The following is a 9,068-nucleotide window of genomic DNA, read 5'->3' on the forward strand; positions in this document are numbered from 1 at the left end:
ACCAGACACCATGCGTCATCGTCAGGCGCAAGGGCGAAAAGAAGCTCTTTCCACTCGCCTTCGCTGAATACCCCCGGAAGCTGCGAATATGGAGTGTTTTTGTCCACTGATGGCAACTCTGCCCCCCCGTCGTAAAGGGCGATGGCACCAAGCTGACATAGAAAAGCGTGCCATGGGTGACGCTGGTGAGGCCGCAAATTAGTGAAGGCCTCAATGCTGTTTTCGCCAAGCGCGGTGAACACTCCGGGCAAGGTCAGCTTTACTTTTCTATTGTTTGTCGTCCGCACCTCGATAAACTTTTCTGCAAGAATATTGAACAAAACCGCATCAGCTCCCTTCCAGACCGTAACGGCTGTAAATAAAGTCCTCTCCACATACGGTAAAGCCGAATCCGCCTTCTATCGGACACGCTTCAACTCCTTCGTCCAATTCGCTTAAATCTTTGCCCTGAAGCATCCATCCAGGAATGGTCATCCTGTCTACGGAAAGGGAAAAAGGGCCGGGAAGAGGGTTAAGAAAGAAGACTCTGGCATCGTTAATCCCTAAGCGGGTTGCGATTTTTTGATCGTCTGCCGACGCTACAGAATCAGCACTGTATCCTTTGGTCCAAGTGATGATGTCATGAGCGGCCAGCTGTCTTTTGGCTCCTCTACCGCCTGCAACTTTCACCGTGACTTCTTCCCACTCCGGCCCAAGCCTTTTTGCAAGACTGGACAAAATGGAAGGATGAGTGGATTTTTCCACGAACAAGCGGTTCATATCCGGTATTCGAAGGATCCCGTCAGCCGCGATTCTTTCTTCAAGCAGCTCCCATGTGGCGGCAACGCTCCTTTCGTCCTCGTAAGCGCGCTCTTCTCCAAATTGGTGCCGACTGGCACCGCGCTTAAGCAACCATTCTTTTCCACCTTCGGGAACCAGCACGATGCAACGCGGGGACTGAAAAGAGGGGGGTCTCGCACGCTCATGTCTGAAGAGACGCCCTATTCTCTGCAACAACACATCCGACGGACAAAGGTCCGTAATGAGAAGGTCGAAATCGACATCCAGCGACTGCTCCAGGGTCTGCGTCGCTACAATAACGCACGGACGTCTTCCCTTGCCTTTTTTCCCGAATATATGCTCTATTTCCTGGTCGAGGCGCGATCGGTCAACGGGAGCGAATCTGGCGTGATGGAGCGTCAAACTGCCTTCGACGCTGAAGATCAAGCCCTTGTTGTTCATGGAATGCTTTTCCAGTTCTTTAAGAGTCTCTATGGCCGGTGCAACAGAGTTGCGAAGGACAAGGACGCAAGCGCCCGCTTCCGCGGCCTGTATTGCCGCAGAAGCGACCTTTTCCGGGAGGGTAAGGATTGGAAGTAGTTCAATTTCGACCTTTTTCTCCCTTCCGGCGGACGCAGGGACGGCGGGACCAGATACAGTCGAAGAGATCAAAGGGTATGGAGTCGTGATGCAATCCTCTTCCTCAGGAATCGGAAAACGACCGATCGCCTTTTTGGTTCTGAAGATATGGAGAAAGCGCTCTCGTGCAACGCCTCCCAGAGTAGCGGACATCATCAGGACGTGTCCTCCGCAGATGGCGAAAAGTTCTACAAGAGACTCGATGATTCTGGCCATAAAATGGTCGCTGGCGTGCACTTCGTCTATCACAAGAAGAGAACGAGCCAAGGCCGCGGCCCTAAGGTGGGAATGGGGCGCCTTCAAAACAGAGAGCAAAGCCTGATCTATAGTCCCGACAGCGCACGGAGCGCACATGTAGCGCTTAGGGTGCTCGGCAGCCCAGTTTCGCCTGGCGTCGCAGTCGTCAGGCCACAAAACTGAAAAACCGGGCAATCGCATCCCTTCTCTATCATCCACAACCAGATAGCCAGGAACCGCCAAGACTGTCGGCATTTCACCCTCTCCGAAGACAGTTTCCATGTTGCGGGCGACTCTTTTCTGGAGTTGCGTTGCGGCAAATCGGAGAGGGTTGGCAAAATACAGAGAATCGACCATCCCGGCCTCAAAAAGGCGCAGGAAGTGACGAAGGGCGCACTCCGTCTTTCCGCTGCCCGTTTCTGCTTCCAGAATGACAAGAGAGCCTCCGGAATCAAGTTTTAGATTTTCGATTACTGCCTGAGCGGGGAGAGGTTCATATTGGAATTGTTCATAAAACGTTTGTGGAAACACGGCTTGCGAGCGCTGCCTTTCAACGTTTAGTCTCATTATGCGAAGCGATTTGGCGGCGCGCTCACGGGCCTTGTCGAAATAGCTCTCCAGAGATTCATCAGGATCGGTGTAGGGGAAAAACTGCTCGTCAGAACCTATCCAGTCCGCCATTATAAGAAGCCCCGTAAACAGATGTTGAACTGGTTCCATCTCCGGTAAAGCAGGGGCTGATTTGATAAATGCATCTGGGAGCCAAATTTCAAAATGATCAGCCAGCGATTTAAGACCGTCGAGTGGTGAAAGACCGGACGGGAGTTTTTCTTTCCACAGTTTAACTCGTTGGGCCGCAATGACATCGCTTCCGCACGCTTCATCTATGGTACTGGGGAAAGAGCCGTGATGACCGAATGTGCATGTAAGGAAATCTGAGGCGCTTTCTCCCCATTCAGACAGCCACGGGAATATTTCGAGGAAGTTTTTTCTGAAGCCCTCATCGCATAGGGCTCCCATCGGCATAATATGACCGTGGGTGCGGGAGCCGCCGCGGTTTTTCGCCTGAAAACCAGCGGTGGTTTTACCCACATCATGAAGGCCCGCAAAGACTGAAAAACGTGCCGAAGTTGTATTGTCAAGCTCCACGCCACATATCGCTTTAAAAATTCTCCGATAGACTGGAAGTCCCAGCAACGCCTCCACCACTGCGGAAACATCGGCTGAATGTGCAAGCAAGGGGTGAGTTCTGGAAGGATCATTCCTATCGCTTTTTCCCCAAAAGCCCCTTACAGAGTCTGGAAACTCCATCCGAGCTCCCCCCTTAAGGGTTGATTTTACAACCTTCGAAAGTCCGGCCAACAACTGTACCTTCTTAACAGTTCTCCCGACGGAGAAGGCGTCGGCCACGGTTTCTCGCCCAAGCCGTAGCTCGGGTCGTACTTTCAGCGGGTACGGCTGACCTTTTTCGTTAAGGCACTCCTCAAGAACCCAAGTCTTGACAACCTTTCCGAGTAAGAGCACGTGAGAGCCGAGCTCGGCGGAGTGAATGACCTCGCACTCGAACGAGATGGGAAACTACTCCACCATAGGGGCGTCCACTACTTCCCTGCGTTTTGGGACAAGGCCTGCGGCGGCGAACTTATCCCCACCGCGGCCCGAGAATGTTCCAAAGAAATCCGCCTGTACGGCCTGCGCCTTCGTCTTACACTCCCACGAGGAAGATGGGGGCCGGATACACGGGAAGGAGTTTTGCAACGGCTATTATCATTACGGCCATCTCCTTTTTGGATCAAGCGTCCCACTTGTTATTGGCAATATTGTAACACACATATGTCAAGTCCATTTTAGTGTGTAAATTGGTCCTCCGATATTTTTCAAGCTGCAGCTCTTGCACCTGATTTTTGTACCAACTGCACACTCTAGTATTCCTGCATGTCAAAATATTTTATAAGTACCGATATTATGTCCTCAAAACCTTCTTCAAGGATCTTCGCGGTGCCAGGGGCGAGAGAATATGGCGTCAACTACGTGGATACGCTGTTGATTACCATCTCGATTATGGCCAGCATAAGGGCTTGTTCGCTTCGCTGGTACCGCTCGAACATGAAAGTGCTGAAATCTCCTCACCTATGTCTGGATACCCCAAAAGTGACAGGCCGCGCAAAAGTTCCGTTTCTATTGTAATTTTGATCTGAGCCATGAGTTCGACGCCTCCCCAGTTTGATGTTGTATCCCAGCTACATCATAACCGAGGCTAGAGCGAGTGGCTCCTGCTCGAATTTTCAACGGTATAGGGACTCAATCGTATTTTATCGTGTATGAGGGCTGTTCTCATCCGCTTCGGACCATTTTGCGGGACATGCTATACGCTGGCTGCGAGTTCAAGCACACCCTCCTTTTCGCCCACTACTATCCTTGACCCCTCGGCGGCCTCGCCGGAGATGATCATCCTGGCGACGGGAGTCTCGATCCGCCTGACCATGAAGCGCTTGAGCGGCCTCGCGCCGTAGCGGCTTGAAGTGGACGACGTCGTCCACCCTGTTGAGGAACTCCGGCCGGAAGGTGCGGCGCATCTCGTCCGTCACGCGGGTCCTCCCTCAATTCTCGGTCATTTTATAACGAGGCTTGCAGATCGATCCCGAACGCCGCAAGTATTTCCCTCTGGGCCTTCGTCGCCTCTACCAGGCGGGTCTTGTACTTCCCCGCATAGTGGACGGTCGTCAGCGACTCCAGTTCAAGCAGCAGGGACTGCGGCGTGAATCTGCCCGACGGCAGATTCTCCTGAAGGGTCTTTCGTATCCTGCTCATCAGGATCAGCAAGGAGGACGATCAATGCAATTTGTACGGCACCCTCCGTGCGCTTGATTTTGTGGTTTTTCCTGATCTCCCCGCCGGAGACGGAAATCCTCCCCATCGTCTGCACTTATTGTTGACTTTTGCCAAGGTATTTACGGTCGATTAAATCACAGGAACGCTTCGTCGGGATCAGATGGTCCTCGTAAACCTGCTTGTATATCCTAGGGATTTTTTTCAACCGGAAATTCATGTCGTCAAGGTCAAAGGAATTAATATCAAGATCTTTTATGCCAAGCCAGGAGCTGTATTGCTTGTAGTCCGCGCCTTTTTTCTTTCCGAATGCCCTTGCTAATTTTGCGAGGCCGCCAGGACCTCCGCAGTCCTCGACAATCCCATGGCCAGCGCCGTTCAGTATGCGGGGAAGTTCTCTGGTCGGCAAATCCTTGTCTTTCAAAATTTTCTCCAGGGTCAACATTACCCACCAGTCATCCCCAAAATCATAGTTGAAGTTAAGCCTGCTGCCGACCTCAAGCCCGAGCTGACGAAGATTGCCCCTGGTAGCGTCAAAAACGCGCACGTCGCGGTGCGGGCCATGGAAATTTTCGCAATATTCATCAATGATTTCAAAGCGAAGGAAAATATTTCCAGACTCCAGAGGTACTTCCAGTGCCATAAGATGACTGGCTTCCATCTCGAAAAGCACCTGGATGATGTAGCACAGGCGGGCAGGGGTGATGTGGTTCGACACCTGAAACCGCCGCCAAATCTTTGGCGTGAAATCCGATAGTTCTGCGTAAAACTGATAAATAGGATGGGAGGCCATTGCGCTTCATCTCCTTAAGAATTCTGTCGTTTTCCCTGCGGACTTTCTTTACTGTTAGGAGCATACCTCAGCATTCTCAGGATCTTGAAAGCTGAAAAACCGTTGTAACGACCGTAAAAATTGTGACAGGAAGGCCCCTGTTTCGTAAAATTGTTGTCGAGCGAGAAAACAAAACTTCAAAGCAGGAGGCCTTCCTATGAACCGATATTATACGCTGGCTGCGAGTTCAAGCACGCCGTCCTTTTCGTCCACCACTATCCTCGACCCCTCGGCGGCCTCGCCGGAGATGATCATCCTGGCGACGGGAGTCTCGATCCGCCTGACCATGAAGCGCTTCAACGGCCGTGCGCCGTAGACCGGATCGTAACCTTCCCGGGCGATGAAGTCCACCGACTCGTCCGTGATCTCCAGAGAGATATTCCTGTCCTCAAGCCTCTCCTCCAAGGAAGATGCCAGTAGCCTCACTATGCTGCGCACCTCGTCGCGCCGCAGCGGCTTGAAGAGCACCGTGTCGTCCACCCTGTTCAGGAACTCGGGGCGGAAGGTTCGCCGCAGCTCGTCGGTGACCCGAACCCGCGCGTCCTCCTTGATATGCCCGTCCTGGGTTATCCCCTCCAGCAGGTACTGCGCTCCGACGTTGCTGGTCATGATTATGACCGTGTTCTTGAAGTCGACCAGGTGTCCCTGGCTGTCGGTGATGTGTCCGTCGTCGAGAATCTGCAGCATTATGTTGAAGACATCCGGGTGAGCCTTCTCTATCTCATCGAACAGAATCACCGAGTAGGGCCTGCGGCGCACCGCCTCGGTCAGCTGGCCGCCCTCCTCGTAGCCGACGTAGCCGGGGGGAGCTCCGACCATCCGCGAGACCGAGTGCTTCTCCATGTACTCGGACATGTCCAGCCTGACCAGGTTCTCCTCGCTGTCGAAGAGGGCCTCGGCGAGTGTTTTGGCCAGCTCCGTTTTTCCGACACCCGTCGGCCCAAGGAAGATGAACGACCCTATCGGCCGCCTCGGATCCTTGATCCCGGCTCGAGCGCGCAGCACTGCGTCGGCGACCAGCTCTACCGCCTCGTCCTGGCCGATTACGCGCTTGTGCAGCACCTCGTCCAGCTTCAGCAGCTTCTCCCTCTCGCCCTCCATAAGGCGGGACACTGGGATACCGGTCCAGCGTCCCACTATCTGCGCTATCTCCTCTTCGGTGACCTCCTCGCGCAGCAGCCTGGATTGGCCGTCGTCAAGACGCGTCTCCTTCTCATTGAGCTCGGTCTCCAGCCGCGGCAGAGTGCCATGCTTCAGCTCGGCCGCCCTGTTGAGGTCGTACTCCCGCTCGGCCCTCTCTATCTCGCGTCCGATGGACTCGATTCTCTGCCTCAACTCCCGGACGGCGCTTATCTCCTTCTTCTCCTCCTCGTAACGGGCGCGCATTCCCGCCTGCTCCTCGCGCGCCTCCTGCAGCTCCCTTCGCAGGCTTTTCAGCCGCTCGCCGCTCGCCGCGTCCTTCTCCCTCACGAGAGCGGCCTCCTCTATCTCCAGTTGCATAACCCTCCTGGACACAGCGTCCAGCTCCGCCGGCAGAGAGTCTATCTCGGTGCGGATCATCGCGCATGCCTCGTCCACCAGGTCGATGGCCTTGTCTGGCAGAAAGCGCTCGGTGATGTAGCGGTCCGACAGCACAGATGCTGCCACCAGGGCGTTGTCCCGTATCTTCACCCCGTGGTGAACCTGAAAGCGCTCCTTAAGGCCGCGAAGTATGGAGACAGTGTCCTCCACCGTCGGCTGCTCGACGAGTATCGGCTGAAAGCGGCGCGCTAGGGCCGCGTCTTTCTCGATTCGCTTGCGATATTCGTCGACCGTGGTGGCCCCGATGCAGTGAAGCTCCCCGCGAGCGAGCAGGGGCTTGAGCATGTTCCCCGCGTCAATCGCCCCCTCGGCCGCGCCCGCGCCTACAATCGTGTGCAGCTCGTCTATGAAGAGGATTATCCTGCCGTCGCTCTCCTTGACCTCGTTGAGCACGGCCTTCAGCCTCTCCTCGAACTCCCCCCTGTACTTCGCGCCGGCGACCAGGGACCCCATGTCGAGCGCGAAGATGGATCGGTCCTTCAGCCCTTCCGGCACGTCGCCGTTGACTATCCTGGCCGCCAGCCCCTCGACTATCGCGGTCTTGCCCACGCCCGGGTCGCCTATCAGCACCGGATTGTTCTTCGTCTTGCGGCTGAGTATCCGGATGACCCTGCGGACCTCCTCATCCCTGCCTATCACCGGATCCAACTTCCCGGCGCGCGCGGCCACGACGAGGTCCCTCCCGTACTTCTCCAACGCCTCGTAGGTGGCCTCGGGATCCTCGCTGCAGACCCGCGCCCTCCCGCGGACCTCGTTCAGCACCTCCAGGAACTTCTCCTCGCTCGCGCCAAGTTCCGCAAGCATGCGCCCCGCGGCAGTGGTCTTCCCCTCGTCTATGAAGGCGCCGAAAATATGCTCTACGGACACGTACTCGTCCTTGAGCTGTTCGGCCCGCTGCTGCGCCTTCACCATCAGGCGCGACAGTCGCTGCGAGATGTACACCTTGCCCGGCTCGGCTCCGGGGCCGGTAACCCGGACCCTCTTGGACAGCTCGTCCTCCAGCCGCCTGACCAGGCTCCTCGTGTCCACGCCCATGCGGACCAGCAGACGCGGTATCAGGCCGTCGGATTGCTCGACCAGGGCGAGAAGCAGGTGCTCGCCGTCAACCTCCGTGTGCCCGTATGTAACGGCCCTGTTCTGAGCCTCGGAGAAAGCCTCCCGCGATTTAGTTGTAAGTTTAGTGAAATCCATCGACATCACTCCTTTGACCATTATTAACCTTATAGATTATATCTGCTTTTACGCGATCAATAAAGAGTGATGCGGACCCACCGATGCCATATTTCTACGATTAAGTCGTATCTTCTCCAAATTTCTCCTGAATGCTCGCAGATCCTTCATTTTTACCTTTCCTCTCCCTTGAAATATAAGGCCCTTTGACGAATAATTGGTTTCATGGGAAGAGAGTGCGTTTCGCCCCGGCCTAATAGGGATGAAACCGAATCCAAGCTCGACAATGAATCGGTATGGCGCAAGTTCAACCAAAGTTTATGCGAGGAGGCGGACAATGAAGACGAGATTGACACGCAGTATTCTGAGCGGGGCGCTGCTGATCGCGCTTATGCTCCTCCCGGCGGCCTCGAGGGCCGATACACTGCAGGCCCTGGGAGACCTGGAGACCCCGTTCCTAGTGCTCCACCTGGAGAAGCTGGATGTCACGGCCGGCAGGCTGTCGGAATCGGGATTCGCGTTCGGCCTGCTGGACAGCGTCGAGGTGGAGAACAGAGACTCCATCCTCGAGTGGCTGAGAGGCCTTCCCGTCGCCTCCCTCTCCTTCGGGCTGGACTCGAACGGGATACATGGCGCAGTGGCCTTTCGGGAGGACTCGGAACGCTCGCACGAGATACTCTCAATCCTCTCCGAGGGGGAGGAGGCGAACGACGACCTGATAGCGGAGCTGTTCGGCAGGCCGGACGATGACGGCATGCGCGAGGCCTTCGACGTCACCGTGGAGCAGGACGAAGGCCTTTACTGGACAGAGACGGACGCGTACGGCATACTGTACAACCTGCTTGACGACTGGGAGTTTTTCGCCTCGATCGAGTCGAGTCCGACAGGCCTAATGCTGCTGCTTGGCTCCTCGCCGGATCAGGTGGAGAAGGCTCGAGAAGCCCTCGCAGGGGAGCTTTCCCTTGAGATAGAGAGGAGCACGGACGGAGACAGCTTCCTGCTCGTCGTCGATGACGGCGAC

General features: G+C 55.5%; 6 protein-coding genes and 1 pseudogene. 1 reads left to right on the forward strand and 6 read right to left on the reverse strand.

Annotation, left to right across the window (positions count from 1 at the left end):
• Positions 1 to 327: 327 nt before the first annotated feature.
• The 6 genes and pseudogenes from cas3 to clpB form a co-directional block, all read right to left on the reverse strand.
• Positions 328 to 2,946, reverse strand: a complete 2,619-nt coding sequence (cas3, locus tag GX181_08090; GenBank protein ID NLM71901.1) for a CRISPR-associated helicase Cas3' — start codon at positions 2,944 to 2,946, stop codon at positions 328 to 330.
• Between the two features lie 716 nt (positions 2,947 to 3,662).
• Positions 3,663 to 3,743, reverse strand: a complete 81-nt coding sequence (locus GX181_08095; protein NLM71902.1) for a hypothetical protein — start codon at positions 3,741 to 3,743, stop codon at positions 3,663 to 3,665.
• A 257-nt stretch (positions 3,744 to 4,000) separates the two neighbouring features.
• Positions 4,001 to 4,211, reverse strand: a pseudogene (locus GX181_08100) (hypothetical protein).
• A 40-nt stretch (positions 4,212 to 4,251) separates the two neighbouring features.
• The gene (locus GX181_08105) at positions 4,252 to 4,458 is read right to left on the reverse strand and encodes a hypothetical protein (GenBank protein NLM71903.1); all 207 of its coding nucleotides are present in this window, start codon (positions 4,456 to 4,458) and stop codon (positions 4,252 to 4,254) included.
• A 103-nt stretch (positions 4,459 to 4,561) separates the two neighbouring features.
• Positions 4,562 to 5,257, reverse strand: coding sequence for a plasmid pRiA4b ORF-3 family protein (locus GX181_08110; GenBank protein NLM71904.1), 696 nt, complete (start codon positions 5,255 to 5,257; stop codon positions 4,562 to 4,564).
• Between the two features lie 207 nt (positions 5,258 to 5,464).
• Positions 5,465 to 8,068, reverse strand: a complete 2,604-nt coding sequence (clpB, locus tag GX181_08115) for an ATP-dependent chaperone ClpB (GenBank protein ID NLM71905.1) — start codon at positions 8,066 to 8,068, stop codon at positions 5,465 to 5,467.
• A 316-nt stretch (positions 8,069 to 8,384) separates the two neighbouring features.
• Between clpB and GX181_08120 the strand changes: the two genes are divergently transcribed.
• Positions 8,385 to 9,068 (forward strand): hypothetical protein (locus tag GX181_08120; GenBank protein ID NLM71906.1); only part of this gene is annotated, 684 nt, incomplete at its 3' end.

It is taken from the genome of Synergistaceae bacterium (genome assembly GCA_012521675.1).
Classification (GTDB): domain Bacteria; phylum Synergistota; class Synergistia; order Synergistales; family Aminobacteriaceae; genus JAAYLU01.

Excerpts from the sequence above, each read along its gene's own strand:
- cas3 (NLM71901.1), bottom strand. The coding sequence starts at position 2,946 with ATGGAGTTTCCAGACTCTGTAAGGGGCTTTTGGGGAAAAAGCGATAGG.
- GX181_08095 (NLM71902.1), bottom strand. The coding sequence starts at position 3,743 with ATGTTCGAGCGGTACCAGCGAAGCGAACAAGCCCTTATGCTGGCCATA.
- GX181_08110 (NLM71904.1), bottom strand. The coding sequence starts at position 5,257 with ATGGCCTCCCATCCTATTTATCAGTTTTACGCAGAACTATCGGATTTC.
- clpB (NLM71905.1), bottom strand. The coding sequence starts at position 8,068 with ATGGATTTCACTAAACTTACAACTAAATCGCGGGAGGCTTTCTCCGAG.